Origin of the sequence: Streptomyces sp. NPDC101225 (assembly GCF_044767585.1) — a bacterium.
In the GTDB taxonomy this organism is placed as follows: domain Bacteria; phylum Actinomycetota; class Actinomycetes; order Streptomycetales; family Streptomycetaceae; genus Streptomyces.
On sequence record NZ_JBIWOE010000011.1, the window covers coordinates 1 to 23,638 of the forward strand.

Here is a 23,638-nt window from a genome sequence, read left to right on the forward strand (position 1 = left end):
GTCCAGTGCCGGTCGGTCAGCGCCTCGATGCCGCTCTCGCGGGCGATCTGCTCGGCCATCGGCTCGGTCCACCGGGCCGGGTCGGTGAAGAAGCCCTCGTCGTCGACGGGCACGGCACTCTCGCCGTAGGTGACTGTGGGCATGACTGCTCTCCTTCGTTCAGGCGTGGACGTGCTGCTTGCCGCGCGTGGGCATCGCCGAGCCGATGCCGGGCATCTCCCGGCCGGGCAGCAGGCTGTGCCAGTACAGCCACTCGAAGGCGAGCTTGCCGAGATGGGCGGCGTGCGACTCCTTCATCAGCGGCAGGCCCACCGGGCCCGGGAAGTGGCCGGGCAGCGGCTCGGTGTCGTAGTTGAAGTCGATCAGCAGCGCCTTGTGGAAACCCGTCTCGACGAAGCAGTTGGCATGCCCGTCGAAAGTGGCTTCGAGCGGCTGCCCGGCGAGGAAGCGGCCGATGTTGTGCACCAGCACCTCGCCCTCGAAGTGGGCCACCGAACCGGCCTTGGAGGCGGGCAGGCCCGCCGCGTCCCCGATCGCGAACACCTCGGAGAAGTCGGGATGTTGAAGAGTGTGGGGGTCGACGGGGACGAAGCCGAGCTCGTCGCCGAGGCCCGGGGAGCGCTCGACGTATTCGGCTCCGCCGTGCAGCGGCACGACCGCCGCCAGGTCGAAGGGCACCTCGCGCCCGTCGTACGACACCAGCCGGCCACCTTCGCCGTCGACCTCGCCGAGCGTGAACTCGGTGACCAGCTCGATGCCCTTGTCCGCCAGCAGACCGCCCAGCGCCTTCGCCGCGATCGGCTTGGTGAAGGCCGCGTCCAGCGGGGTGGCGTAGGTCAGCTCGACCCGGTCGCGGATGCCGCGCCGCTGGAAGTACCAGTCGGCGAGGAAGGCGAACTCCAGCGGCGCCACGGGGCACTTGACCGGCAGGTCCGCCACGTCGATGACGATACGGCCGCCGTCGAACCGCTCCATCGCGTCGTGCAGGGCGGTCGCGCCGCGCAGGTCGTAGAAGGTGAAGACGTTCTCGCCCCAGCCGGGGCCAGTCAGCCCCTCGGTCTCCTCCGGCAGCAGCGTCGCCCCGGTGGCGACCACGAGCACGTCGTAGCCCAGCCGGATGCCGCCGGCGAGATGCACCGTCCGCGCGTCGAGGTCGACCCGCTCGATCCGCGCCTGCTTGTAGTCGACGGCGGCGTTCAGCTGCCGGGGACGGGACCGGACGAGGTGGTGCGGCTGGGCGAGCCCGAACGGCACGAACAGCAACCCCGGCTGATAGAGGTGGTCGTCGTGCTGGTCGACGACCGTGATCCGGTACTCGCCCGCGTCGTACGTGCGGCGCAGGCGGTTGGCCGTCATGGTACCGGCGGTTCCGCCGCCGAGAATCACGATGTGTTTACCCATGACCCCACTGTCGTGCGGGGAGGTGAGGGCGGGGCATGGGCCGCAAGTCCCCATCCGAGTACCCACCCGGGTATGTCTTCGCCCCGCTCCGTCGGCCATGCGGCCCCTCAACCGCCGCGAACCCCCTGGGAAAATACCCGGCAGCGTATATCACCACGCCAGCTCCCACGAGGGCCGAACGGCCCGGGGCGCACCCTGTCGGCCTCTCGATTCGTCGCAGGGTGCGCGGTCGACTGGGATCCGTCAGCAGTCGACACCGGCGAGAAGGGCCCGGCCATGACCGGCAGCACACCACACACCCTGAGCACGAACCGGCCACCGTCCATGGACGTGCACAGTTTCGAGGTCGCCCACGTCGATCGGGATGCCTACACCGTGGACATCCGCGGGCACCATCTCCAGGTCGACCAGCCCTTCGAGGCCGGCGGCACGGACACCGCGCCCACCCCCACCGAGCTGTTCGCCGCGTCCCTGGCCACGTGCGTCGCCTTCTACGCGGGCCGCTATCTCCACCGGCACGGCCTGCCCCAGACCGGCCTGCGCGTCCGTACGGAATTCACCATGGCCACCGACCGCCCCGCCCGGGTCGCCTCCCTGCGCGTCGTGGTCATCCCGCCACCGGGGCTGCCCGAGCGACGCCGGGCGGCCCTGCTGGCCGTGGCCTCGCGCTGCACGGTACACAACACCCTCCATCAGCCGCCCGAGATCGAGATCGAGCTGGAGCCATGAGCACGTCCCTGGCACCGGCCGCATCGGCACTGCTGGAGCGCATCCGGGGCGGGCTCATCCGGGACGACGAGGTGCTGGAGGGGCCCCTACGGTCCGAAACGGCTCGTCTACGCCGACTGCACCGCGTCCGGCCGCTCGCTGGACTTCTGCGCTGGTTCCCGCGGCCACCCGTCTGTGTGGAACAAACCCGGCCCGGCATCGGTTGAACCGTGTACCTGAATACCCCGCCGGGTATCCGAGAGGAGCGCGGAAGCCATGCCGACCGTGGAACTGACCAAGGACAACTTCGAGGAGACCGTCACCGGTTCGGAGATCGTACTGATCGACTTCTGGGCGGCCTGGTGCGGGCCGTGCCGGATGTTCGGCCCCGTCTACGAGAAGGCGGCCCAGCGCCACCCGGACATCGTCTTCGGCAAGGTCGACACCGAGGCACAGCCCGAACTGGCGGGCGCCTTCCAGATCTCCTCCATCCCCACTCTCATGGCCGTCCGCGACCGGACCGTCCTGTACTCGCAACCGGGCGCGCTGCCGCCGCAGGCCCTGGAGGAGCTCATCGGCAAGATCCGGGCCGTCGACATGGACGAGGTGAGCCGGAAGACCGCCGCGGGCCCGACGGGAGCGAACTGACATCCAGGGCGCCCATGGAGTCTCCATGAGCGCCCTGGAACGCGGGTTCAGCGGCCGCGCAGAGCGGCCAGAGCGGCGTCGAGATCGGCCGCGCGGGGGCGGTTGTGGGGCAGCTTGCCGAGCACGGCCGCCATGCCGCAGGTGTTCGTGAGAGCGGAGAAGACCAGGCCGCCCGCGACGCCGGCCGAGAGCAGCAGGAGTGCCGGATGCACGAGCAGGCCGAGGAGCAGGCCGAGCAGGACCAGGCTGCCGGCGGTGAAGCGGACCTGGCGCTCCATGCTCCAGCCTGCCCTGGTGTCGCAGGCGGCCGGTGTGTGCAGGTCGTGCCCCTCGGCGGCCCAGGCTCCGGTGCCGCCGGCGAGCGTGGCCGTGGTGACGCCCTGTTCGGCCAGGAGCTTGCAGGCGTTCTCGGAGCGGGCTCCGGAGGCGCACACGACCAGGACGTCACCGCGTCCGGCGGCGTGCCGTATCTCCGGCAGGGCCCGCCGGACGTGGTCGAGGGGGATGTTCAGCGCGCCGGGCAGGTGGCCGGAGGCGTACTCGGCGGGCGTGCGCACATCGATGACGGTGAACTCGTGCAGCCGGGTGCGGGCCTGGTCGATGCCGAAGGCGACAGGGGCCGGGGAGTTGCTCATGGCAGATGTGATCCTTAATGGTCGACGCCGTCCCGAAACGGGACGTACAGTACCCCTAGGGGTATTTTTTCGAGGAGTGATCGTGGAACTTGAACTTGCGGGTGCGGAACTGAGGGCCGTGCTGAACCGGCTGCGCCGCGCGCAGGGTCAGATCTCCGGTGTGATCCGGATGATCGAGGAGGGACGCGACTGCGAGGACGTCGTCACGCAGCTCGCCGCAGCCTCCCGCGCGCTCGACCGTGCCGGTTTCGCGATCATCGCGACGGGCCTGCAGCAGTGCCTGACCGACATCGATTCCGGCCGCAAGAACGGTGACGACACGGACGCGGTGCGCACCCGGCTGGAACGGCTGTTCCTGTCGCTGGCCTGAGGACTCGCCGCGGCGGCCGTCACAGCACCGCGTCGATCAGCATGAAGGCCGCCACGGCCAGCAGCACCACCGCGAAGATCCGCTGAAGCGCGTGTCCCGAGATCTTCCTGGCCAACCGCTTGCCGTCCCAGGCGCCGAGGATCGCGGCCCCGACGAACGGCCCGACGACCGCCCAGTCCAGCCCCTCGACCGTACCGGCACGCGTCGCGAGCGCGGCCAGTGAGTTGACGGTGATGACCAGCAGGCTGGTACCCACCGCGTTCCGAATTCTCATCCCCAGCACGCTCACCAGCGCCGGTACGGCGAGGAAGCCACCGCCCACGCCGAGGACTCCGGTGACCGCGCCGAGCCCGGCACCGGCGGCCGCCACCCGCACCGGCCGCACCCTCACGGCACCCTCCGCAGCCGCCCGGGAACGCAGCATGCGCAACGCGGCCACTCCCGCGACCACGGCGAAGGCCGCCGTCAGCACGGCCGCCGGGATACGGGCGGAGAGCGCGCCGCCCAGCATCGCCGGGCCGATCCCGGCCGCAGCGAACAGCAGCCCCGTACGCCAGCGCACGTTCCCGTCGCGGGCGTGCGCGACCAGCGCGGTGACCGAGGTGAGCGTGACGATGACCAGACTCGCGGTCGTCGCCCCGACCGGACTGAAGCCGAGCAGATAGATCAGGGCGGGGACGGCCAGCACACTGCCACCGCCCCCGAGCGCGCCCAGCGCCAGGCCTATCACCGCGCCGGCGGCCAGGGCGAGTATGACTGCGCTCACGCGACCGTGCCGTTCCCACCGCGTGCGTCCACCACCGGCAGACCCGCCTCGGCCCAGTCCCGCATCCCACCGATCACGTCCACGGCCTGCGCGCCGCGGGTGACCAGCAGTTCCGCGGCCCGCCGGGAGCGGTTGCCGGAACGGCAGATCACGACCAGGGGCCGCGCCTGCGCCCGGGCGGGCAGCCCCGCCCCGGCGGCCAGCGCGGACAGCGGCAGATGCACGGCGCGCGGCGCGTGCCCCGCCTGCCACTCGTACGGCTCGCGCACATCCAGCAGCACGGCGTCACCGCCGCCGGCGGCGGCATTGCCGTCGCCGGTGCGCGCGGCCGCCTCCTGCACGGTCACGCGGCCCGGACCGCCCCGGTCTCGTCGGAAGATGCTCATACGGATTTCTCGCTCCTGTTTCCTGGTCGGTACGGAAGATCGGTGGGACGTCTGCGGCATCCGATGCCGTCAGGGGGTCCGGACGGTGAGTCCCGCCTTCTCGGCCTCATCGAACGAGTCGTCCACGGCGACGACATCCCGGCCTGCGGCGTCCAGCAGCGAGGCGGCGATGGCGGCCCGCATGCCGCCCGCGCAGTGCACCCACACCTCACCGTCGGGGACCTCCCCGAGGCGGCGGTGCAGCGCGTGGACCGGGATGTGGACCGAGCCCTCGAGGTATCCGGCCGACCGCTCCGAGCCGCGCCGGACGTCGAGGACGACGACACCCTCCGCCGAGTGCCGGCCGGCGAGATCGACGAACGTGGCGCGCGCGAAGGACGCCTGGGCCTCCCCCTCCCGGACCCAGTCGCCGGGTTGGCCGGTGGCCGCGGCGGCGGGGCGGTCGATGCCCACGCGGACCAGCTCGCGCTGGGCGGTGGCGAGCTGCTCGGGTGACGCGGCGAGCAGCGTGACCGGCTTGCCCCACGGGATCAGCCAGGCGAGATAGGTGGCGAGCTGCCCTTCCGCCTCGAAGTTGAACGAGCCGGAGACATGACCTTCGGCGAACGCGATGCGATTGCGCAGGTCCACCACCCACTCCCCCGCCGCCAGGCGGGCGGCGATCTCCTCGGCGTCGGCGACGGCGGGCGGGGTCAGATCGACGGGCGCGGGTCCGGCCGTGTTGGCAGGGCCCATGTGCGTGTAGTAGGCGGGGATGTCGTCCAGGCCGGCCAGCAGGTCGGCGACGAAGGTGTCCACGTCCCGGGTGAGGGCCTCGTTGGACTCCTTCTCCTTGCCGATGGTCGTGTCGCTGCCCTCCGCCTGGGAGGACGAGCAGAAGCTGCCGAATCCGTGCGTGGGCAGCACGGCCGTGTCGTCGGGCAGCTCGGCGGCCAGGCGGTGCGCGGAGGCGTGCTGCGCCCGGGCCAGCTGCTCCGTCAGCCGCGGTTCGACCAGGTCCGGGCGGCCCACCGTGCCGATCAGCAGCGAGCCGCCGGTGAACACCGCGACCGCCGCGCCGTTCTCCTCCAGCGCATAGGAGGTGTGGTGCGGGGTGTGGCCGGGCGTCGCCAGCGCGCGCAGGGTCAGCCCTGCGGTGTCGATCTCCGCGCGATCGCCGTCGTGCACCGGCACGCGGTCGAATGAGACGTGGGCGCCGGCGGGAACGAGGTAGCAGGCGCCCGTGAGCCGGGCGAGCTCCAGGCCGCCGGTGACGTAGTCGTTGTGGACGTGCGTCTCGACGACGTGCGAGATCCGCACCCCGCGCCGGGCCGCCGCCGCGATCACCTGGTCCACGTCACGGGGCGGGTCGATCGCCACCGCCGTCCGCTCGCCGCCCGCCAGGTAACTGCGGTTGCCGAGCCCGGCCACCTCGATCGTGTCGACGAAGAACACGAAGTACTCCCTTCCCATGAAAGAATTACCCCTGGGGGTATGCTTACGACCGTAACACGAGTACCCCGGGGGGTATTTCCAAGGCTAGGGAAAACCCCGGGAAACACCGCACGAGTACCTCGCGCACGCCCGGACAACCGGTCCGCGTCGTGCGAGGCGACCGGAAGGACCACTGCCATGCGCTACGACCGCACCGTGCACCTCGACACCGACTTCGCCACCACGGTCAGCCGCGTCCGCGAGGCCCTCGCCGAGCAGGGCTTCGGCATCCTCACCGAGATCGACGTCACCGCCACCCTCAAGGCCAGGCTCGACCACGCCATGGAGGACTACGTCATCCTCGGCGCCTGCAACCCGCCCCTCGCCCGGCGCGCCCTGGACACCGATCGCTCCATCGGCCTGCTGCTGCCCTGCAACGTCGTCGTCCGCCGCGACGGCGACCGCACCGCCGTACAGGCCCTCGACCCGGGCACGATGGTGGCCCTCACCGGACTCGACGCCCTGCGCCCCGTCGCCGACGAAGCCACCCACCGCCTCGACGCCGCCCTCGCCTCCCTCACCGCAGCCGACGGGGACAGCTGAACGAACACCGGGCGAGCGCATGCATCCGTTACCGACCGCGGGCCGGCTGCGGGGTACACAGGCGGTCGAGCCGTCCTCGCCCGGCTGACCCGCGAGCCGGCGGACGAACGGCCGGAGACGCGCACCTGCGCGGTAACCAGGCCACCTTCATCCTCACGTACACGACGGAGGCAGTCGGCAAGCGCGCGATCGCGCGACTCGTCCACGGACTGGAGCCACCGACGCCCGAGACGGTGAACTGGACACTCGGACGGCTCGTCCTGCGGAGCAACGGCCTCCTGCACACCCTGGTCGGCGACGGCTTCGCCAACCAGCGGTTAGCCGCGGCGTTCCTGGGGTGGGCCAAGGACCAACAGGCCGATCATGCTTCAACTCGCCTTACTCGAAGACGAGTTGGACGTGGTTGGCCGGGACCGTGCACGAACCGTCGCGTACGCTTCCCGCATGAGGTCCGTCATCACGGCGATCGACGAGATTCCGCCGGACAACGGCAGGAAGTGCAGCATGCACTCGGCGTCGAGCCCGACATGCAGCGGTCCGGTCGTCGCCGTCGTGACGTTCGACGACGCCGGCGGCACGGACAATCACTGGAACGTCTGCCAGTGGTGGCTCAGCCACACCCCGGACGCACTCGCCTTCCGAAAGCGCGGGTGACCACGAGCCGGAAGAGCCGCGGACCAGGGACGCTCACGTGCGGACACGGCTCCGGGCGATCACTGTTCAGCCTCGCCTTCGGCCGACTCGCCGAGCTGTTCGGCCAGCTGGAACAGAGCCGGCAGCGCATGCGTGATGGCAGCCCGGGAGTCGTCGTCGAGAGCCGCGAGGGCCACGTCGATGCGGCGTTCGTGGGCGATGGTCCACGCGGCCAGCTTCTCGCGGCCGGCGTCGGTGAGGGTGACGACGGAGGCTCGGCGGTCGGCGGGGTCAACATCACGTGCGACCAGCCCAGCGGTCATCATCTGACCGATCAGTCCGCTGACCGTGCTCTGGGCCAGACGTCGGCGGGTGGCAAGGTCGCTGATGCGGGCCGGGGAGTGCTCGCCGAGTACCTGCAGCAGCTCGACCTGCGCCATGGGCAGGGTCTCCCAGGGGTAGTCGGTCCGGATCGATGAGCGCAGCACGCGGCGCAGCCGGGTGACAGCCTCGGTGAGCAGACGAGCGTCCGGCGCCTCGCCGGTGGGCCGCGGCAGGGGGACATCGGAGCGGGGCTGCGCAGACATGGGGCCAGGGTAGTCGGGCCGTACACGGAAACGGTCCCGCCGTCCGCGGCCCGGACACCTGGTCGACTCTGCCGGGTGCCCTCACAAAAGGTTCGGTGTCCGATGTATTGTCGGTGAATCCGCCCCGGCCCACGGCCGGGTTCCGCGCGTGCAAGAAACGGTCGAGCCTTGAACCTGGCGTACCTTCCCAGCCCCTCCCAGGGCGTGTGGCACCTCGGGCCGCTGCCGATCCGCGCCTACGCGCTGTGCATCCTGGCCGGCATCTTCACCGCCGTATGGCTGACCGGCCGCCGCTGGGATGCGGGGGGCGGGCGGCGTGAGGACATCGCCGACATCGCCATCTGGGCGGTCCCGTTCGGCATCCTCGGCGGGCGCCTCTACCACGTGCTCACCGACCCCGAGCTGTACTTCGCCGCCGGCAAGCAGCCCCTGCACGCCCTGTACATCTGGGACGGCGGCCTGGGCATCCCCGGCGCGGTGGCCCTCGGCGCGGTCGGCGCCTGGCTGGGCTGCCGCCGACGCGGCATCGCACTGGCCGACTTCGCCGACGCCGCCGCGCCCGGGCTGGTGGTGGCCCAGGCGATCGGCCGCTGGGGCAACTACTTCAACCAGGAGCTGTACGGCCGCCCCACCCACCTGCCCTGGGCGCTGTACATCGACCCGGCCAACCGCCCCACCGACTCCCCCACCGTCGCCCTGTACCACCCCACATTCCTGTACGAGTCACTGTGGGACGTCGGCGTCATGGCACTCCTGCTCTGGCTCGACCGCCGCCATCACACGAAGTGGCGCCGCGGCCGCCTGTTCGCGTGCTACGTCCTCGCCTACACCACCGGCCGGGCCTGGATCGAGGCGCTGCGCATCGACCACGCCAACCACTTCCTGGGCCTGCGCCTGAACGACTATGTCTCCCTGATCCTGTTCACCGGCGCGCTCGTCTACCTGATCACCAGCCGCCGCCCCAGCAGCGGCGACGACGCCCCGTACCCGCCGGGCGACGATCAGGAGAACGCGCTGACGTCGATCGCGGACGACGCATCCGGCCGGGAGCGAGTGTGACCGCGGCTCCTGATGCCACACAGGCCACCATCGGCGAGGCCCGTGCCGGGTGGCGTCCGGATCCGCTGCTGCCCGCGAGGCTGCGCCCTCTGGACCGGCCCCGTCTGTGGACGGAGCTGGTCTGCACCGGACTGCTGTACTGGGCCTACACCCTCACCCGCAACGCCGTGCCCGCCCATCGCACCGCCGCCCTGCACCGCGCGGACGCCATCTGGCACGCAGAGCAGGAACTGCACCTCAACATCGAACTCACCGTCAACCACGCCGCGGACCACGTCGGCTGGCTGATCGTGGGGATGAACTACTACTACGCCACCCTGCACTTCATCGTCACCGTCGGCGTACTGGTGTGGCTCTACGTCCGGCGCCCCGGCCGCTACCGTTCCGTGCGCACGGCTCTCTACACGGCCACCCTGCTGGCCCTGATCGGCTTCGCCTTCTGTGCCACGGCACCACCCCGCTTCCTGGCCGGGCAGGGGTTCATCGACACGGAGGTCGTCCACCACACCTGGGGCTCCTGGGCCTCCGGCGACGTTGCGTCACTGTCCAACCAGTACGCCGCCATGCCCTCGGTGCACATCGTGTGGTCCACCTGGGCCGGCTTGACCCTGGCCTTTCTGGCACGTCGCACCTGGGTACGCGTGCTGGGCGTCTGCTACCCCGTCGTGACCTTCACGGTCGTGCTGGCCACCGCCAACCACTTCGTCGCCGACGCCGCCGCCGGGGCCGCCACCCTCACGGCCGGCTTCCTCATCCAGCGACTGCTCACCGGCCGCGCGGCCTACCCCACGCCGCGGCGGCACACCCTGACCGCCGGCCAGCCCTGACGCGGCGCCAGTACCAACCACAGCCCGGCCACGGCGGCCGGCCAGCGGGCCTGAAACACAACCGACTCGTCACCGCCGGTACCACGACCGCCGCGTCCAAGCCGGTCAGCCAGGCATCCCGCACCCACTCGGCCGAGCTCCGGATCATCACTGCGGCCCTTCCACGCCGATCGTCACGGCATTCGTTTCGGCGCCTTCGGATCACGGCCCGGGCTCAACCATGCCGCCCCGACCGCCACGGCCGAGGCCACCACGAGAACGGCCGCCGCCCACCGGGCCCCTGCCTGTATGCCACCGCCCACCAGGTGCAGGGCAAGCGTGACCAGGGCGACGCCCAGCGCCGTGCCCAGACCCCGGGTCATGTTGACAAGCCCGCCCCCCGTGCCGGAGGACCGGGCCGGGATCGTCCCCATGACCATGGCGTTGTTGGCCGGAGTGAAGGTGCCCAGGCCCAGCCCGGCCAGTGCCAGCACCGGCACCAGCCCGGCGATCGTCAGGGGTACGACCAGCAGCCCGGCCACGGCCAGAGTGAAGACGCCGGCCCCAGCCAGGCATCGCCCGCGGTCCGCAAGCCCGCGCGGCAACAGGCGGTCGCCGCCGGTCGCCGCCAGCGCGAACCCGGCGGGCAACGCCGTGAGCACGAGCCCCGCGGTCAGCTCCGAGGAGCCCCGCGCGGTCAGCACGACCGGTACCAGGACCAGCGGCCCGAACAGCACCAGATATCCACTCAGCGCCCCGACCAGCCCGAACGCCACCGCCGGAACGCGCAACAGGTTCAGGTCCAGCAGCGGTGCAGCAGCACACTGCTGCCGCCGCACGAACCCCCGACCCGCCACGGCCGCCACCGCGAACAGCACGGCCACGCCCCAGCCGGGCACCGCCAGCCCGGAAGCCGCAGACACGCCCATCAGGGCACCCGTGGTCGCCATGGTGAGCAGCCCGAGTCCGCTCCAGTCGAACCGCGCCGCTGTCGTGCGGGCCCGCGTGCGCGGCAACAGATAGTGCCCGCCCACCAGCGCGAGAACGCCCACCGGAACGTTCACCCAGAACACCCAGCGCCAGCCCAGCATCGACACCAGCGCCCCGCCCACCGTCGGGCCCAGCGCCAGCCCGAGCGCCTGCGCGGCGGCCTGCACTCCGAGCGCCCTGCGCATCCGCTCACGCGGAGCACTGGTGGTCACCAGTGCCACGCTGTTGGCCTGCATCATCGCCGCCCCGGCCGCCTGCACCACCCGGAACAGGACCAGAGCCCCCAGGGACGGGGCGAGCCCGCACGCGGCGGAGGCCAGGGTGAACACGGCGAACCCGTACAGATACAGCAGTTTGCGCCCGTGTGCGTCGGACACCCGCCCGGCCGGCACCAGCAGCGCCACCAACGCCAGCAGATACGCCAGCGACACCCATTCCACAGCTGCCAGCGAGGTGTGGAACTCGGTGCGCAGGCTGCCATAGGTCAGCGTGACGATGCTGGCGTCCAGCTGCCCCATGAAGGCGCCGAAGCAGACGGTGCCCACCGCCAGCCACCAGGCGTTCGGCCGCGAACGTATCCCCTCCGGCCGGGCCCGCTCAGCGGTGAACACGGCGGACCAGCGCTTCCTGGAGGGATGCGGACTCATGCGGGTGACCATGCCTTCACAATATATCGGTCACCGAATGATTCTGCTACCGTTCCATCTCGGTCCCGCGGCAAGGCCAGCTCAAGACCTCCAACAGCGACCGCCGCAGGGTCGGCCCTGCGTTCCCGTACCTCTGCGGACCTGCTCTCGTGGCGGGCGTCTTCTGGAGGCAGATCACCGGGTCGCCGGTCGGCGGCCCGTCATTCCAAGATCCGGACCAGCCACGGGCCAACAGGCCAGCTCCGTTCCCGCCATCCACGCAGGTCAAGAGGCGCCGCATCAGCGATCACTCTCCGCGCCGCCTGCCACCGCGCCCCTCAACCCGCTCCTGAGCTGCGCCTGCGCGCCAGCGAGGTGGAGGAACGGCACATTGGGCCGAGCGAGGCGTTGGCAACCACATGGGGAATCAGTAAGCGAGGGACGGTCATTTCAGTCCCGTGTGCGCGAGTCCCTCCACGAACTGCCGCTGGGCGAAGACGAACACCGCGACCACCGGCAGCGCGGTCAGGGAAGCGGCGGCCAGTTGGACGTTCCACATGGGCCCTCCGTAGGCGTCGACGTACTGCGTGAGGGCCTGCGGGAGGGTGAACATGTCCGGTGTGGAGAGGTAGACGACCGGTTCCAGATAGAGGTTCCAGCTGTGCAGGAAGGTGAAGATGGCGACCGCGGACAGCGCGGGGCGGGCCAGTGGCAGGGCGATGCGCCAGTAGATGGCGAAGCGGCCCAGGCCGTCCATCCGCGCGGCCTCCTCCAGTTCATGCGGCAGCGCGATGAAGAACTGCCGCATGATGAAGGTCGCCAGGACGCTCGGAGCGCCGAGGACCGGCACCAGGATCAGCGGCCAGTGGGTGTCGATCATCCCCCAGTCGTGGAACATCTGGAACAGCGGGACGATGGTGACCTCGCTGGGGATCAGCAGACCGGTGAGGACCACGAGGAACAGGATGTTCTGCCCGGGGAAGCGGATGCGGGCGAAGCCGTATCCGGCCAGCGACGAGACCGCGAGCGTCCCCAGGGTCACCACGATCGCGATGTACATGCTGTTGAAGTACTGCTGGCCGAACGGCTGGAGCTCGAACACCTTGCGATACGCGTCGAGGTGGGGGTTGTCCGGGAACAGCTTCGGCGGGAAGGCGAAGATGTCACCGGCCGGCTTCAGCGAGGACGTCGCCATCCACCAGGTGGGGAAGACGAACGGCACGCACAGCACGATCAGGATGCCGTAGAGCAGCAGTTTGGCGCGGGTGGACAGCTTATGACTCATGGAACACCCACTTCCTGCGCATCTGCCACTGGATGACGGTCAGCACGAGCACGATCAGGAACAGCAGGACCGAGAGCGTCGCCCCGTAGCCGAAGTGGTGGAAGTTGAACGCCTGTTGGTAGAGGTAGTAGACGAGCACGGTGGTGGAGCCGGACGGGCCGCCCTGGGTGAGGACGGCGATCTGCGCGAAGACCTGGAGCGAGCCGACGACCGTGATGATGGAGGTGAGCAGGATGGTGGGACTGATCAGGGGCACCGTGATCCGCCAGAACTGCCGCCACCGTCCGGCACCGTCCACGGTCGCCGCCTCGTACAGCTCGCGCGGCACCCCCTGGAGTGCGGCCAGGAACAGCACCATGTTCAGGCCGACGTTCTTGAAGCACTGCACGACGATGGCCGACAGCATCGACGTGCCTTCACTGCGCAGCCAGTTGGGCCCCTGGACGCCGATCAGGTCGAGGCCGGCGTTGATGCCGCCGTTCTTCTGCAGCAGAAAGCCCCACACGATGGTCCAGGCGACCAGCGAGACGACGACCGGTGAGAAGAACAGGGTGCGGAAGACGACGCTGCCGCGCAGCTTCTGGTTGAGGAGTACGGCCAGGGCCAGCGCGAGAGAGAGGTTGAGGACGACCAGGCCGACGGAGAAGTAGGCGGTGGCCCGCAGCACGCCCGGCAGCTTCGAATCGTCGAGCAGCTTGCGGTAGTTGTCCGTGCCGACCGAGTGGAAGGTGCCGGCCAGCACGTTCCACTCATGGAAGCTGTACCAGACGACCAGGCCGAGCGGGATCAGCACGAAGACGACGGTGCCGACCAGTTGCGGGGCGATGAACAGGTAGCCGGCCAGCTGGTCCCGGCGCCGGGAGGTCCAGAAGGGCTTCCCGGCGCGATGGCGGTCGCCCGGCGGACCGGCGGCGGCCGTGGTGCGGGGTCGGTCGAGGGTCTTCATGGCACCGTCACTGCTCCAGCTGCGGCTTGATGGAGTTGCAGACCCCCGTCAGGACCTTCTGTACGTCGGCGTCCGGCTTCCACAGCGCATCGAGACCGGAGCGTACGGCCGCGTAGATCTCGGCCTGGCCGATGTGGACGGGCTTGACCTTGCCGTTCTTGATGCCGTCGATGACGACGTCGGCCAGCTGCTTCTCGCTGAGCTTGGCGTTGCTCTTGGCGAGCGTCGCGGCGTTCAGCTGGGAGCTGCGGGCCTGCGGGAAGTACGCGCCGAGCTTCGCGGAGTTCTCCTTGTTGGTCATGAACGCCTGGAAGCCGGCCGCGGCGTCGGCGTGCTTGCTCTTGGCGAGCACCGCGATGCCGGCCTGGCCGATCACGGCGTACTTCCCCTTGGGCCCTTCGGGCAGCGGGACGAAGTCCCACGTGAACTTGTCCGTGAGAAGGGAGGCCCGGCTCATCTGTGTGACGGTCATGGCGGACTCGCCGGCGAAGAAGTCGGCGGTCGTGCCCGGGGCGAGCATGGCCCCGTCGTCGAAGATCGCCTTGTGCAGGCCGGTCATCGCCTCGACCATCTGCGGCTTGTCGAAACCGCAGGTCCTGCCGTCGGCGGACCATGCCTGGGCGCCCCAACCGTCCCAGTAGGTCGCGAGGTTGTCCCAGGCCTTGTAGTCGAAGTCGCGGATCACCATGCCCGTCTTGCCGGTCTTGGAGTGGACGGCGGCGCCCATCTTGTCGACCTCGTCCCAGGTCCACCTGCCCTGCTTGATCAGCTCGGCGGGGCTCGGCTGGCCGGCCTTCTTCAGCATGTCCAGGTTGACGAAGACACCGAAGGGCGAGGTGGAGAAGGGGTAGGCGTAGAGCTTGCCGTCCTGCTGCCAGATCTTCTTCGCGGCGGGCAGTACGTCGGGGTCGTCCTTGACCTCCTTCAGGGCGCCCGAGGACACGAAGTCCAGGGCGGAGTTCTCGAATATCCACGCCAGGTCGGGGGCCTTGCCGCCCGCCATCTGGGTGGTGAGGGTCTCGGTGTAGTTCTCCACCGGGAGGACGTCGAACTTGATGGACTTCACCTCGGGGTGGGTCTTGCGGTACGCGTCGGCGATGCCGTTGAGCAGCTTCAGATGCTCCGGAGCGCCCGACCAGACCGTCATCCGCAGGTTCACGGGCCCGCCGTCGGAACTACCGCCGTCACCGCCACCGCAGGCGGTCAGGGCGAGAAGTCCGGTGGCGGCCAGGGCGGCGAACTTCCTTGAGCCATGCTGTCGTTGGGTGTGCATGCGGGTGTCTCTCCTGGTCAGTAGCCACTGATGTCGGGCCAGCGCAGTTCGACGCCGTGGGCGCGAAGCAGATGCTGGAACGTCTCGAGCCGGTCAGGGGTGTTGCGTACGCCGCGGGGGGTGAGGTTGTGCTCGACGCAGTGGGCCGCGAGCAGTCCGGCGACCTCGCCGATGTTCCACTCCACGGGGTGCAGTCGGTAACAGCCGTTGGTGATGTGGGTGGTGCCGAGGTTCTTGCCGGCGGGAAGCAGGTTCTCCATCCGGGTCGGTATCAGCGCGCCGAGTGGTATCTCGAACGGGCTGGAGGGGACGTCGATGTAGGTGTCGCCGCCGGTGGAGGGGTGCAGATCGAGGCGGTACATGCCGATGCCGACCGAGTCCGGGTAGTTCACGGCCCCCTTGCCGCCGCGCGCATCGAGGGAGAGATCCTGCTCGACGATCGTGTACTCGGCGCGGATACGGCGGGATTCGCGGATGTAGGGCGCCTGTGCGAGGCCGTCCGCTCCCCCGGTGATGTCGCCGCGCAGCCGCAGCCCGGGAAAGCCGGTGCCGCCGTCGGCACGCGGGGCCTCGGTCTGCATCCAGTACAGGAGTGAGTACGACAGCTCCTTCGCGGCGGCGAGATGATCCTGGGCATCGGGCACGTCGATGACCGGGCCCTCCCAGTAGTCGATCATCGGCCAGTTGACGAGGGTGATGTCGCTTGGGTACGCGCCGGGGACGAAGTTGCCGCGGGCGGCGATGCGCCGGAAGGTCCACAGATTCATGTCGCCGCCGCTGACCCGCTGGTCGGCGACGACGTCGGCGGGGTCGTCGCCGGGGTTGGGGGTGAAGCCGCGTTCGACGACTTCCAGGGTGCGCGGGTGCGGGGCGGACCAGGACAGCAGCGGGGCGCCCCAGAAGGAGGGCCGGTAGGAGCGCCAGAAGTCGTAGGAGGCGGGGCAGTCGATGGTGTGGTCGCCGTCGACGTGGTCGAGGGCGAAGCAGTAGGAGACGGCCTGCATGTTCAGCGGCTGCGCGGTCTCCGGGGCGGAGGGCTCGCCGGTGTCGCTCTGCGCCTCGAAGCCGGTGACGTACTCGGTGCCGGTGAGCGGCAGCAGTTCGCCGGTCTCGGTCGCGTCGAGGACGTAGGCGGCGGTGGCGGTGAGCTGCTCGCCGCTGTCACGGTGGGCGAGGGTCACGGCGGTCACGCGGTCGCCGTCCGTGGCCGCGGCCACGGGGCGACAAGGCTGCAGGACGGTGAGCAGGCCGCTGCCGCGGTACGGGGCGAGCATCGCGTCGATGACGGCGACACCCACGCGCGGTTCGTGGCACAGCCGACTCACCCAGCCCGCGCCGGGGTTGAGCTCACGGCGGGTGCGGGCCTGCGTTGTCAGGGGGTAGTGGCGCCGGTAGTAGTCGCGGATACCGTCGCGCAGCGCCCGGTAGGAGGCGGTGGCGCCGAACTGCTCGATCCAGGTGTGCTCATCCGGCGGCACGGCCTGGCTGGTGAGCTGACCACCCAGCCAGTCGTACTCCTCCGTGAGGATCACACTCCGGCCGGCACGCAGCGCACCGAGCGCTGCCGCGACACCGCCGGTGCCGCCACCGACCACGAGGACGTCCGCGTGCATGGGTCTCCTTGCTGAAAGGGGCGTTGCTCAAAGGGGCGTTGCTCAAGGGGGCTGTGTTCAAAGGGGCCGTGTTCGAAGGGCGTTACTCAAAGAGGCGTCGTGCAACGGGCCGAGGCGTCACGAGGCCGGCGGCCCGAGGGTCTCCCCCCGTGTCAGCCGGCAGTCGAGCAGCCGCTGAGTGGCGGACGTCTGTCCGTGCAGTACGTCGACGAGCAGCTCCACCGCCTGCTGCCCCATCTGCGGCCGGGGGATGTGGAATCCGGTGAAGTCCAGGGAGGAGTGGACGGGGATGGTCGGGTCGCCCAGGGTGACCATCGACAAGTCGCCCGGCACTGAGAGCCCTTGTGCCGCGGCGGCCTGCGCAAGAGCCACCGCCTCGGCCGCCACCTCCGCGAACACCGCGGTGACGCCTGCCTCCAGGAGCCTGGCCAGCCGCTCGGCCGGGTCCGGTGTGTCGACGGAGAGAAACGGCGCCTCGGCCCCGGCCGCCCGGCGGAAGCCCGCGAGGCGGTCCGCGGAGGACTCCGCCCCCGTGCCGGGACCCACGAAGGCGAAGCGCCGGTGGCCCAACGCGCGGGCCCGATCGACGAGTTGGGCCGTCGCGTTCACGTAGTCGGCACCCACGTACGGCACCTGCCGGCCGTCGGCGTCGTCGCGGCGGCCCACGCAGACGAACGGATAGTCCTCCGCCACCAGCCTGCTGAGCTCGGTCGACGGAATCTCACGTCCCAGCAGGACACAGCCGTCCGCGACCCGCAGCCGGTTGTTCTCGTGGAAGATCCGCCGCTGCCCGTCGCGCACCGGTGCCGAGGTGAACAGCAGCAGATCGCAGCCGCTGCGCTCCGCGCTCTCCTCGATCCCGCGCAGGAAGGGGTGGTAGAAGTCGGCGCTGGTGCTGGGGAAGACCGGTTCGTAGGTGAACACGCCGAGGATCTGGTTGAGCTGCTTGAGCATCCGGCGGGCCAGCGGGTCCGCCGCGTACCCGGTCTCCCGGATCACCTGCAGGACCCGGTCCCGCGTCTCGGGGGCGATCCGCGCGCCGGCGTCCCCCCGGTTGTTGAGCACCAGCGAGACCGTGGTCTGACTGACGCCCGCAAGCCGGGCGATGTCACGCTGAGTGAGCCTTCCTGGAGCCTGGCTCATGAGTGATCGCCCCTCACCGATGGTGCTAATACGCATTGCCTGTCAGGTGAACGGACCGTAGAGCGCGCGGCACGAGCCCGTCAAGAGGTGCGACCGCGACAACAAATCCCTGTAGTAATTCGCATTAGCACCTTGACGGCGGCTCCGGATGAGGCGAGCGTGGCCGATCGTCGACGGACATCTCCGTCCAGTCACACACCGTCGGCGGCCATCACCGCCGCCGCTCGACTCACCGCCTCCCTCACTCACCGCTGACGCATTCACCGCCCAGGAGCCGCCTCGTGAAGTACGGAACCTCCCTGTCGCGCCGCGCCCTGCTGACCGCCGCCGGGGCCGCAGGCCTCGCCGCCACCCTGCCCGCACCCCGCGCCCTGGCAACGGGCAGCCTCCCGAACCTGACGCCCCTGCCCGCGGGCGCACCTCACCGCCGTGACTTCGCCCCCGAGGAACAGCGTTTCGCCCCCTATCTCGTGAGCCTCGCCGCGATGGTGAACGACATCGACGGCAGCGACTCCTCGACTTTCGGTTTCATGGGCGGCGGATGGTGGCGTACACCGTCGGCGCCGTACAACGCCCGAGTGCAGGAACACGTCTACACACTGACCTGGTTCCTCACCAACGCCCGCTCCTGGAACCCGTATGCGGGCGACGCGGCTCTGCTGGCGGGCCTGGACGCGTCACTCGGCCACTATCTGAGCCTCCAGCACTCCGACGGCTCGTGGTCGGAGTACAGCGCCGGCGAGCACTCCCTGCCCGCCACCGGCTTCGCGCTCGGCTACCTCAGCAAGACCCACGTCCTGCTCAAGCAGGCGAACCTGCTGCCGGCCCGGCGCACCCAGATCGCCCAGGCCCTGCACTCCGCGATGACCTGGCTTCTCAACCCGTCCAACGACGGCGTGTGGCAGACCCCGATCCACTACGCGAACCAAGTCACCGCAGGGCTCGCGGGATCGTCGCTGGCACTCAGAACCAACCCCGACGCGGACCTGAGCGCACAACTGACCAGCGCCTTCGCCCGCCTGGAGGGCAACGGGCAGAGTCCGGCCGGCTTCTTCTACGAGAAGGGCGGAGTGGACATGAACTACAACTTCGAGGTGATGCTGCCCGAACTGGCCGACGCCTGGCGCCAGTCGGGCAACAACCGCCTGGTGACGATGGCCGGGAAGTACACGGACTGGCTCGGCTACAACCTGCTCCGCGAACCCGACGGCTCCGGCTGGTTCAGCAACATCGCACCGTCCACCCGGACCAGCACCCTCGCCTACGCCGACACCCGCCCCGACCCCGAACGCACCGCGCTCAACGCCCAGTTCGTCCCCGCGGTGCCGGCACTGGGAGCGTTCCTGTCCGCTCGCGAGGACCTCGCCGCAGCCCGCAACGCCTGGGCCGCGGACGCCTCGCCCGTGCGGGGCCTGGTCAAGAAGGACACCTCCCCGCGGATCCTCAGCCACTCGATCTACGGCGAGCGCTACCCGACCAGGCAGGCGAAGAGCGCGGCCCTCGCGGCCGTGCCGTACATCGCCTCGAAGAACTTCACCGAGCACCGCACGGACCACGGCCAGGACTTCCTCTACGTCCGGCGCCCCAACGTCTACCTCGGCGCCTACCTCGGCGCCCGGCCAACCACACTCGCGCGCACCGGACTTGCCTTCCTCTGGCACCCGACGGCGGGCACACTCATCCAGTCCCTGAACAACAACGACTACGGCGTGTGGTCCACCGTGCTCCCCGGCCAGAACCCGGACTCCGACGGCCCGCAGACCGGCCAGTTCTTCGGCGGCAAGCCGTACGCCTTCCGCTTCTCCACCCCGACCGGAACGGTCGTCACCGATGTGAGGGTCGGCAACGGCCTGGTGGAGCGCTCGGTGCGGGCCACCTCGTCCGCGACAGAGACCATGCCGCTGATCCTCAAGGAGTCCGACCGGGTCGTCTTCTCCGACGGCACCACCGTGCCCTGGGGCGGCTCGGCATCCGCCACCGCAACCGGCATCGATCTGCACCGCGGCCCGGGCGTCGTACACATCCGCTGGGGTACACCCCACCCGGCCACCATCGCCGCCGCCTCGGTCACCTACCTGGGCGGCACCCGACGCATGCACATCCTGAAGGTCCCGCACGCCGGCACGATCGACATCAGCATCAGACTCGCCTACTGACGCGACTGGCTGACCGCGCAGGAGGCCAGCACCGGCGCCTTCTGCGTCCGCGCCGACGAGGACGGTTGCTGCTGAGCCGGCTCAACTCGCACTCCTCGACCTCGCGGCACGACGATTGCCCGGTGCGAGACAACGGGGAAACGTCATGCTGGAGGCGTCGAACGGACCGGACGGGCGACGCGGGCCGTGATCGCGGGCCGGCGCGTCGCCCGTCCGGTAGGAGGGCCGAGTGAGAGGTCAGGCCCAGCTGGCCATGGTCGGGGTGGGGTCGCCGACGGCCACCGCGGTGATGACCAGAGTGCCCACGGTCAGGCCGGCCAGGATCTTCGCCCGGCGTGCACGCGTGTCCTTGCCATCGGTGGCTCTCTGCGACTCGGTTCCGGACTCGTTCCCCGGCTCCAGTTCCTCGAAGTCCTGTCCCTGCTCCTGCATCCTGTGTTCCCCTCTCGGTGTTTCTGTGTGTGGGTCGGGTCGGTATCAGTGGGTCAGTGGGTCAGTGGGTCAGTGGGAGTCTGCGGCCGGTCGGTTCCGGTCGGGGCGGGCCTCAGTAGGAGGACCGAGGGGACCTCTGTGGGGAACCCCAACCGCAGCAGGCCGTAGCCGATCCCGGACGTGCCGTACAGGAGGCCCGGGGTCGTCACCTCGCCCGCCGTGCCACATCGGACTCCGTACTGTTCGACAGCGCCGAGCAGCCAGCTGCCGGACATCCTCCACAGGCGGCGGGCCTCCTCGTACCCGGCCTGCTCCAGTTCGACGAGCGTGTCGATGACACCCAGTTCGCCATGGCACAGGGACTGGTCACGCAGCGGCGTCCGTTCCGTCGCGGCGGTGAGGAACCGCCGTACCACGGGCTCACCACCGGGTTGCCCGGCCGCGGCGAGTGCGGCACCCGCCAGCCCCGTGCTCCAGCTCAGGTCCCCGCGCTCGTCCCCGGTCTCATCTCGGGGGCGGCGCGGTGCCGGCTCCCGTCCGGTGGCCCAGCGGATGCCGGCGTCCCCGTGCAGGAATCCGCCGTCCCCGCCGTCCGGGGCGTCACGGCGGGCAAGTCGCCCGGCGATCGACTCGGCGAGTTCGGCGGCGCGCCGCTCCCCCGTCTCGGCGTGCACGGCGCGCAGTGCGGCGAGTCCGCCGGCCGAGCCGAGCCCCAGGCCCGGCTCGGCCTCGTTCTCGATCTCGTTCTCGGTGAGTGAGGAGGCCAGGGCGGTGAGGGCCGCAGGAACGCAGTCCCGTAGCCGGGTGTCCTCCAGGAGGTTCGCCAGGCGGGCCAGTGCGTAGCAGATTCCGCCGAGCCCGAAGAAGCCTCCGGGGCCGACCTGGCGGGCCAGGCCGGGATGGCGCGCGAGTCCTCCTACCAGGCCCAGCAGGGCCGCGGCGGCGTGCGCGGCCACCGAGGTGTACCGGTCTATCCCGGTGAGGCGGCCCAGCTGGGCCAGGAACAGCGCGGGTCCCGGGTAGCCCTCGGCCAGGCCCGCTCCGGACTGCTGCACCGTCCACTGGGATCCGTCCTGCAGTTCCAGGCCGATCCAGTTGGTCCTGTCGGCGTTTCGCAGGGACGTGGCGATCAGCTCGTCGCCGATCCGGCAGGCCAGGGCCAGCAGCCGGGTGCGGTCCAGGGGCTGGGCCGCCGCCGGGCGGGGCCAGGGTGCTCCGGCGCGCGGCGCGCCCTGTGTGTTCTTGGTGGCCAGCGCCGCCGAGATCAGCCACTTCTGGCGCCGCAGATCGGTCTCGCTCATGCGGCGGATCTTGTCGAGAGCGGTGGCGAGGCCGCTCGCCTCGAGGGTGACGGGCACCAAGGCGCCGTGTGCGGTCCGCAGGGTGCGCGCGTCGGTCGTACCGGTGAACAGCGGGACGTCCCCCGCGATGAGGTCCGCCCGCTCGTGCACCGCCAGTTCCCGCAGGTGCGCGCGTCCGGTCTCGGTGTCGAGGCCCGCGAAGGCGGCGGCGCGGTCGTCCGGGCCGGTGAGCCGTTTCGGTTCCGTGGCCTCCTCGAGCATCGAGGCGTAGACGTGGGTGGGGCGCACCACGACGCGCATCGGCGCTCCCGCGAAGCGCTCCAGCACTCCGCCGGGGCCGGTCAGTTCGTCGGCGTGGTGCAGCACCGCGCGGTAGCCGGCCGCGAAGCCGGTGTGCAGATGCTTCGCGAAGTCCAGTGGGTCGACCGGTCGGCCGTCGAGGACCGGGCGGTTCGCGGCGCCCGTGTAGGGCACGCGGCGCCGCGCGACCCGCATCGTGTCGGTGCCGAGGTCGGCCCAGTCCGGTACCAGCAGCGAGTCGGAGCCGCCCCGGCCCGCACCGAACGCGGAGATGTCCACGTGGCCCGCCTCTGTGTCCATCAGCCAGGGCAGCAGCCCGGTGCGGGCCACGGAGTCGTTCAGTGCGCCCAGCGCGGGATCGTCTCCGTGGTCGGTGCGCGGGCGCCAGGACGGGTGGAAGAGTGTCTCGACGTCGACGACGACGGGCTGGTCGGCGCAGGCGATGAGGTTCTCGCAGTGCAGATCGACCGCGTCGATGGCATAGCAGAGCGCCAGCAGCGCGCCCTGCCGACGGTAGAAGGCCTCCACCTCGGCCCCGTCGGCGCAGGGGGTCGCGGGAATGAACTCGGCCCAGCCGTAGTCCTCGCGGGGCAGAATCCTCACGCCTCGTGGTGCCGACTCGGGCAGGACCTCTCGAAACCAGTCCAGCAGCGCGTTCCAGCACTGGTGCAGACCGAGTGGCCGGGGCTTGTAGACGAGCCGCTCTCCGTCGGCGAACCGCAGCACGACGACGGTTCGCCCTCCGGCGTGCCGGTCCCCGCGGCCCGGCTCGACGCCGACCAGGCGGGCGGTCCGGGCCGTGGGCAGGATGTCGTCGGCCAGCCCCCGCCGGTCGGCGGCGAATCGGTCGAGGAGTTCCTGGAGCGCGGCGACGGTGGTGAGGCATTCCCGGGCGAGCAGGACGGCCAGCACCGGGTAGCAGCTGAGGAGTTCGGCCAGCCGGTCGCGGCGGGCGAGGCCGCCGAGGAAGGACCGGTAGCGCTCCGGTCCGGTGGTGCCTCGCAGTGTGCCCTTGGTGCGGGCCGCGGCCAGTTCGCCGGCCAGGACGCGTCCGGCAAGGCGGGCCAGCCGCTCGGCAAGGGTGTCCGCCACGTCCTGCCAGACCGCGGCCAGGTCGACGGATTCGGACTCCGGCCGCTGCAGGGCTCGTTGTCGCGCCGCGGTCATGAACGGCCGGAAGGGGTGCGCCAGTTCGCCGACCGTGCCCGTGTCGCCCGGTGGTGGCGGAGCGTCGGTGTCCGGGGCCAGGGAGAGCGCGAGGGCGAGGAACGCCTCGTGGTCTCCCTCTGGCCGCTCGGGCATGGTCGGGTGGTCGTGGTCGTCACGCCGGTCCGTTCGGTTGGTCACGGATCAGAGCATGCCCATCGCGTTCCGGCCCGGCATGGGTATTCGCCCCCCAGATTCGTATGTGACGGCATCCGCCGGGTCTCGTCACGGTCTCGCGCCGGGGTGTTCCTCATCCGGCTCGTCGGCGCCCCGCTCCCGTCCGCGCGCCGGGGCCTGCCGAACCGTCGGGGACTCCGTCCCTTCGGAGCAATCTCCTTGTGGGGATGCGAAG

The 23,638-nt window shown here is 70.6% G+C and carries 23 protein-coding genes; 8 read left to right on the forward strand and 15 right to left on the reverse strand.

The window, feature by feature from the left end; all coding sequences use genetic code 11:
• Together ACIRPX_RS17725 and ACIRPX_RS17730 are read right to left on the reverse strand one after the other, a co-directional pair.
• Positions 1 to 143: TusE/DsrC/DsvC family sulfur relay protein (locus ACIRPX_RS17725; RefSeq protein WP_404195399.1), on the reverse strand; the 143-nt coding region annotated here is incomplete at its 3' end.
• 16 nt (positions 144 to 159) lie between these two features.
• Positions 160 to 1,401 carry an NAD(P)/FAD-dependent oxidoreductase gene (locus tag ACIRPX_RS17730; RefSeq protein WP_404194891.1) on the reverse strand — a complete coding sequence of 414 codons (1,242 nt, stop codon included), beginning with the start codon at positions 1,399 to 1,401 and terminating at the stop codon, positions 160 to 162.
• A 276-nt stretch (positions 1,402 to 1,677) separates the two neighbouring features.
• On the opposite strand from ACIRPX_RS17730, the gene ACIRPX_RS17735 reads away from it, so the two are divergent.
• Positions 1,678 to 2,130 carry an OsmC family protein gene (locus ACIRPX_RS17735; protein ID WP_404194893.1) on the forward strand — a complete coding sequence of 151 codons (453 nt, stop codon included), beginning with the start codon at positions 1,678 to 1,680 and terminating at the stop codon, positions 2,128 to 2,130.
• Positions 2,131 to 2,385: 255 nt separating this feature from the next.
• Positions 2,386 to 2,757 carry a thioredoxin gene (trxA, locus tag ACIRPX_RS17740; RefSeq protein ID WP_404194895.1) on the forward strand — a complete coding sequence of 124 codons (372 nt, stop codon included), beginning with the start codon at positions 2,386 to 2,388 and terminating at the stop codon, positions 2,755 to 2,757.
• 47 nt (positions 2,758 to 2,804) lie between these two features.
• On the opposite strand, the gene ACIRPX_RS17745 is transcribed toward trxA, so the two are convergent.
• Complete coding sequence (locus ACIRPX_RS17745) at positions 2,805 to 3,392, reverse strand: rhodanese-like domain-containing protein (RefSeq protein ID WP_404194897.1); 588 nt, start codon at positions 3,390 to 3,392, stop codon at positions 2,805 to 2,807.
• Between the two features lie 82 nt (positions 3,393 to 3,474).
• Here ACIRPX_RS17745 and ACIRPX_RS17750 point away from each other — a divergent pair, with 82 nt between their 5' ends.
• Positions 3,475 to 3,762: a metal-sensitive transcriptional regulator gene (locus ACIRPX_RS17750; protein ID WP_404194899.1), complete on the forward strand. Its 288-nt coding sequence runs from the start codon at positions 3,475 to 3,477 to the stop codon at positions 3,760 to 3,762.
• Positions 3,763 to 3,781: 19 nt separating this feature from the next.
• On the opposite strand, the gene ACIRPX_RS17755 is transcribed toward ACIRPX_RS17750, so the two are convergent.
• The 3 genes from ACIRPX_RS17755 to ACIRPX_RS17765 all read right to left on the reverse strand — a co-directional run bounded on the left by ACIRPX_RS17755 (position 3,782) and on the right by ACIRPX_RS17765 (position 6,348).
• Positions 3,782 to 4,528 (reverse strand): sulfite exporter TauE/SafE family protein, encoded by a 747-nt coding sequence (locus tag ACIRPX_RS17755; protein WP_404194902.1) that lies wholly within the window; start codon positions 4,526 to 4,528, stop codon positions 3,782 to 3,784.
• On the reverse strand, positions 4,525 to 4,914 hold the full coding sequence (locus ACIRPX_RS17760; RefSeq protein ID WP_404194904.1) for a rhodanese-like domain-containing protein: 390 nt from the start codon (positions 4,912 to 4,914) through the stop codon (positions 4,525 to 4,527). The genes ACIRPX_RS17755 and ACIRPX_RS17760 overlap by 4 nt, the downstream gene beginning before the upstream one ends.
• A gap of 69 nt (positions 4,915 to 4,983) precedes the next feature.
• Positions 4,984 to 6,348, reverse strand: coding sequence for a rhodanese-like domain-containing protein (locus ACIRPX_RS17765; protein WP_404195402.1), 1,365 nt, complete (start codon positions 6,346 to 6,348; stop codon positions 4,984 to 4,986).
• Positions 6,349 to 6,525: 177 nt separating this feature from the next.
• Between ACIRPX_RS17765 and ACIRPX_RS17770 the strand changes: the two genes are divergently transcribed.
• Together ACIRPX_RS17770 and ACIRPX_RS17775 are read left to right on the forward strand one after the other, a co-directional pair.
• The gene (locus tag ACIRPX_RS17770) at positions 6,526 to 6,930 is read left to right on the forward strand and encodes a DUF302 domain-containing protein (protein ID WP_404194907.1); all 405 of its coding nucleotides are present in this window, start codon (positions 6,526 to 6,528) and stop codon (positions 6,928 to 6,930) included.
• 444 nt (positions 6,931 to 7,374) lie between these two features.
• A complete protein-coding gene (locus ACIRPX_RS17775; protein WP_404194910.1) occupies positions 7,375 to 7,584 on the forward strand; it encodes a hypothetical protein in 210 nt (69 codons plus the stop codon).
• Positions 7,585 to 7,643: 59 nt separating this feature from the next.
• Here ACIRPX_RS17775 and ACIRPX_RS17780 read toward each other — a convergent pair whose 3' ends face one another.
• On the reverse strand, positions 7,644 to 8,150 hold the full coding sequence (locus tag ACIRPX_RS17780) for a MarR family winged helix-turn-helix transcriptional regulator (RefSeq protein WP_404194913.1): 507 nt from the start codon (positions 8,148 to 8,150) through the stop codon (positions 7,644 to 7,646).
• A 168-nt stretch (positions 8,151 to 8,318) separates the two neighbouring features.
• Here ACIRPX_RS17780 and lgt point away from each other — a divergent pair, with 168 nt between their 5' ends.
• Positions 8,319 to 9,209 carry a prolipoprotein diacylglyceryl transferase gene (gene lgt, locus ACIRPX_RS17785; RefSeq protein ID WP_404194916.1) on the forward strand — a complete coding sequence of 297 codons (891 nt, stop codon included), beginning with the start codon at positions 8,319 to 8,321 and terminating at the stop codon, positions 9,207 to 9,209.
• Positions 9,206 to 10,036 (forward strand): phosphatase PAP2 family protein, encoded by an 831-nt coding sequence (locus tag ACIRPX_RS17790; RefSeq protein WP_404194919.1) that lies wholly within the window; start codon positions 9,206 to 9,208, stop codon positions 10,034 to 10,036. Before lgt ends, ACIRPX_RS17790 begins: the two co-directional genes overlap by 4 nt.
• 173 nt (positions 10,037 to 10,209) lie before the next feature.
• Here ACIRPX_RS17790 and ACIRPX_RS17795 read toward each other — a convergent pair whose 3' ends face one another.
• The 6 genes from ACIRPX_RS17795 to ACIRPX_RS17820 form a co-directional block, all read right to left on the reverse strand.
• Positions 10,210 to 11,652 carry an MFS transporter gene (locus tag ACIRPX_RS17795; protein WP_404194922.1) on the reverse strand — a complete coding sequence of 481 codons (1,443 nt, stop codon included), beginning with the start codon at positions 11,650 to 11,652 and terminating at the stop codon, positions 10,210 to 10,212.
• Positions 11,653 to 12,076: 424 nt separating this feature from the next.
• A complete protein-coding gene (locus ACIRPX_RS17800) occupies positions 12,077 to 12,916 on the reverse strand; it encodes a carbohydrate ABC transporter permease (RefSeq protein WP_404194924.1) in 840 nt (279 codons plus the stop codon).
• Positions 12,906 to 13,862, reverse strand: coding sequence for a carbohydrate ABC transporter permease (locus ACIRPX_RS17805; protein WP_404194928.1), 957 nt, complete (start codon positions 13,860 to 13,862; stop codon positions 12,906 to 12,908). The genes ACIRPX_RS17800 and ACIRPX_RS17805 overlap by 11 nt, the downstream gene beginning before the upstream one ends.
• 7 nt (positions 13,863 to 13,869) lie before the next feature.
• Positions 13,870 to 15,135, reverse strand: a complete 1,266-nt coding sequence (locus ACIRPX_RS17810; protein ID WP_404194930.1) for an ABC transporter substrate-binding protein — start codon at positions 15,133 to 15,135, stop codon at positions 13,870 to 13,872.
• A 17-nt stretch (positions 15,136 to 15,152) separates the two neighbouring features.
• On the reverse strand, positions 15,153 to 16,748 hold the full coding sequence (locus ACIRPX_RS17815; protein ID WP_404194933.1) for an FAD-dependent oxidoreductase: 1,596 nt from the start codon (positions 16,746 to 16,748) through the stop codon (positions 15,153 to 15,155).
• A 117-nt stretch (positions 16,749 to 16,865) separates the two neighbouring features.
• Positions 16,866 to 17,891 carry a LacI family DNA-binding transcriptional regulator gene (locus ACIRPX_RS17820; protein ID WP_404194936.1) on the reverse strand — a complete coding sequence of 342 codons (1,026 nt, stop codon included), beginning with the start codon at positions 17,889 to 17,891 and terminating at the stop codon, positions 16,866 to 16,868.
• Between the two features lie 281 nt (positions 17,892 to 18,172).
• Here ACIRPX_RS17820 and ACIRPX_RS17825 point away from each other — a divergent pair, with 281 nt between their 5' ends.
• Complete coding sequence (locus ACIRPX_RS17825) at positions 18,173 to 20,047, forward strand: hypothetical protein (protein WP_404194939.1); 1,875 nt, start codon at positions 18,173 to 18,175, stop codon at positions 20,045 to 20,047.
• A gap of 237 nt (positions 20,048 to 20,284) precedes the next feature.
• On the opposite strand, the gene ACIRPX_RS17830 is transcribed toward ACIRPX_RS17825, so the two are convergent.
• Both ACIRPX_RS17830 and ACIRPX_RS17835 read right to left on the reverse strand, forming a co-directional pair.
• Positions 20,285 to 20,479, reverse strand: a complete 195-nt coding sequence (locus tag ACIRPX_RS17830; RefSeq protein WP_404194942.1) for a hypothetical protein — start codon at positions 20,477 to 20,479, stop codon at positions 20,285 to 20,287.
• 53 nt (positions 20,480 to 20,532) lie between these two features.
• On the reverse strand, positions 20,533 to 23,427 hold the full coding sequence (locus ACIRPX_RS17835) for a type 2 lanthipeptide synthetase LanM family protein (RefSeq protein ID WP_404194945.1): 2,895 nt from the start codon (positions 23,425 to 23,427) through the stop codon (positions 20,533 to 20,535).
• Between the last annotated feature and the right edge of the window lie 211 nt (positions 23,428 to 23,638).

What these genes read in the sequence shown, in the direction of transcription:
- ACIRPX_RS17810 (WP_404194930.1), bottom strand. Translation starts at nt 15,135, where the DNA reads ATGCACACCCAACGACAGCATGGCTCAAGGAAGTTCGCCGCCCTGGCC.
- ACIRPX_RS17775 (WP_404194910.1), top strand. Translation starts at nt 7,375, where the DNA reads ATGAGGTCCGTCATCACGGCGATCGACGAGATTCCGCCGGACAACGGC.
- ACIRPX_RS17770 (WP_404194907.1), top strand. Translation starts at nt 6,526, where the DNA reads ATGCGCTACGACCGCACCGTGCACCTCGACACCGACTTCGCCACCACG.
- ACIRPX_RS17795 (WP_404194922.1), bottom strand. Translation starts at nt 11,652, where the DNA reads ATGAGTCCGCATCCCTCCAGGAAGCGCTGGTCCGCCGTGTTCACCGCT.
- ACIRPX_RS17830 (WP_404194942.1), bottom strand. Translation starts at nt 20,479, where the DNA reads ATGCAGGAGCAGGGACAGGACTTCGAGGAACTGGAGCCGGGGAACGAG.
- ACIRPX_RS17730 (WP_404194891.1), bottom strand. Translation starts at nt 1,401, where the DNA reads ATGGGTAAACACATCGTGATTCTCGGCGGCGGAACCGCCGGTACCATG.
- ACIRPX_RS17800 (WP_404194924.1), bottom strand. Translation starts at nt 12,916, where the DNA reads ATGAGTCATAAGCTGTCCACCCGCGCCAAACTGCTGCTCTACGGCATC.
- ACIRPX_RS17760 (WP_404194904.1), bottom strand. Translation starts at nt 4,914, where the DNA reads ATGAGCATCTTCCGACGAGACCGGGGCGGTCCGGGCCGCGTGACCGTG.
- ACIRPX_RS17735 (WP_404194893.1), top strand. Translation starts at nt 1,678, where the DNA reads ATGACCGGCAGCACACCACACACCCTGAGCACGAACCGGCCACCGTCC.
- ACIRPX_RS17780 (WP_404194913.1), bottom strand. Translation starts at nt 8,150, where the DNA reads ATGTCTGCGCAGCCCCGCTCCGATGTCCCCCTGCCGCGGCCCACCGGC.
- ACIRPX_RS17820 (WP_404194936.1), bottom strand. Translation starts at nt 17,891, where the DNA reads ATGAGCCAGGCTCCAGGAAGGCTCACTCAGCGTGACATCGCCCGGCTT.
- ACIRPX_RS17805 (WP_404194928.1), bottom strand. Translation starts at nt 13,862, where the DNA reads ATGAAGACCCTCGACCGACCCCGCACCACGGCCGCCGCCGGTCCGCCG.
- ACIRPX_RS17745 (WP_404194897.1), bottom strand. Translation starts at nt 3,392, where the DNA reads ATGAGCAACTCCCCGGCCCCTGTCGCCTTCGGCATCGACCAGGCCCGC.
- trxA (WP_404194895.1), top strand. Translation starts at nt 2,386, where the DNA reads ATGCCGACCGTGGAACTGACCAAGGACAACTTCGAGGAGACCGTCACC.
- ACIRPX_RS17815 (WP_404194933.1), bottom strand. Translation starts at nt 16,748, where the DNA reads ATGCACGCGGACGTCCTCGTGGTCGGTGGCGGCACCGGCGGTGTCGCG.